General features: G+C 70.6%; 1 protein-coding gene. It reads left to right on the forward strand.

Annotated elements, in window-relative coordinates:
• Positions 1 to 291 precede the first annotated feature (291 nt).
• A complete protein-coding gene (locus G6024_RS12330; RefSeq protein ID WP_159148826.1) occupies positions 292 to 1,659 on the forward strand; it encodes a cytochrome P450 in 1,368 nt (455 codons plus the stop codon).
• Positions 1,660 to 1,814: the final 155 nt, after the last annotated feature.

Here is a 1,814-nt window from a genome sequence, read left to right on the forward strand (position 1 = left end):
AGGGCGCGGTCCTGCTGGCCCACGCACCGGCCCCGGTCGCGGAGGCGTTCTGCCTGGCCCGGCTCGGCGACGACCGCTCGGCCGAGTACGGCGCTCTGCCCGACGGCGTGGACATCGACGCACTGGTCGCCCGAGCCTGAGTCGGGGGGGCGGCCGGCCGGCGGTGTCACGGCCGGCGGGACTGCCGGCTGGCCGGGCCGGGTGAAAGAAACGACACCGCCGGTTTCGGTAATCGCGTGACAACTAGTGACGGCTGTCACACACAGGGGTCACCCGACAACGAGGTGCCTGATGTCCATCCCTGGTGATCCGCGGGAGAGGGTCTACCGACCCGGCCCGGCCCCACTGCGCTCCAAGCTGCCGATCCTCGGCGGCACGCTCGAATACGTCCACAGCCCGCTGGCGACCATGGCCCGCCGCTATCGCGATCACGGCCCCGTCTCCGACCTGAACTTCCTCGGCGCCACGTGGACCGCCCTGATCGGCCCCGACGCCTGCCAGGCCGCCCTGCAGAACGCGGACAAGGCGTTCGCCAGCGGCCCCGGTTGGGGATACCTGGTGGGGCCGTTCTTCAACCGCGGGCTGATGCTGCTCGACTTCGAGGAGCACCACCACTACCGGCACATCATGCAGGAGGCGTTCACCCGTCCCCGGCTCGAGGGCTACACCCGCAGGCTCGCCCCGCTGGTCGACGAGGGCATCGGCGCCTGGGCCCCGGACCGGGCGTTCCAGATCTATCCCGCGCTCAAGACGCACACCCTCGACCTGGCGACCGAGGTGTTCATGGGTGGCGCCGAATACGCCGCGCCCGGGGAGCTCGACAAGGTCAACACAGCGTTCGTCGACTGCGTCCAGGCCGCGAACGGCTATGTCCGTTCCACCGCGGTGCCGTTCACCAAGTGGGGCCGAGCGGCGCGGGGGCGCCGGCTGCTCGAGGAGTTCCTGCGCCGCCACCTGCCGGCCCGGCGCGCCATCCCGGGAGAGGACCTGTTCTCCGCCCTGTGCCAGGTGGCGGACGCCTCCGGCGGGATCGACGACGACGACATCATCAACCAGATGATCTTCCTGCTCATGGCCGCGCACGACACCACCACGAGCACGGTGACGTCGATGGTCTACGAGCTCGGCCGCGACGTCCAGTGGCAGGAGCGGCTCCGCCGCCAGTGCCAGGACCTGGGTCCGAACCCCACCATGGCCGAGCTGGAGGAGCTGCCCGATCTGGCGTTGGTGATGAAGGAGTCGCTACGCCTGCACCCGCCGGTGCCGGTGATGGCGCGCAAGGCGGTCAAGGACACCGAGATCCTGGGCGTGGAGATCCCGGTCGGACGACTCACCTCGATCATGCCGCTGTACTCGCACCACATGCCCGAGTACTGGACGGACCCGGAGATCTTCGACCCCGAACGCTTCTCCGACGAGCGGCGGGAGGACAAGTCGCACCGCTTCGCGTGGGAGCCGTTCGGCGGCGGGGTGCACAAGTGCCTCGGCATGATCTTCGCCAACCTCGAGTCCAAGCTGGTGCTCAGCGCGCTGCTACGCCACTTCGAGTGGTCGGTCCCGCTGGCCTACGTGCCGCCCATGAAGAACGACTCGCTGCCCTACCCCGCGGACGGACTGCCCGTCTCGCTCCGGCCGCTGGCACGCGTCGCCGCGAACTGACCCGCCGCCCGCCCCGCCTCCGCCGTCCAGAGGATTTCGCCTGTATCGCCCGAGTGGGTCTGAGCGAAATCCTCTGCTCGGCGATGATGCCGCGGCGGCGGGGGGCGGGACGGCCAGCGTGTCGGCCGGCGGGACGGCCAGCGTGGCGGCGGGCA

The sequence above is a fragment of the Dietzia maris genome (assembly GCF_014144855.1).
Taxonomy (GTDB): Bacteria; Actinomycetota; Actinomycetes; order Mycobacteriales; family Mycobacteriaceae; genus Dietzia; species Dietzia kunjamensis.

Excerpts from the sequence above, each read along its gene's own strand:
- G6024_RS12330 (WP_159148826.1), top strand. The coding sequence starts at position 292 with ATGTCCATCCCTGGTGATCCGCGGGAGAGGGTCTACCGACCCGGCCCG.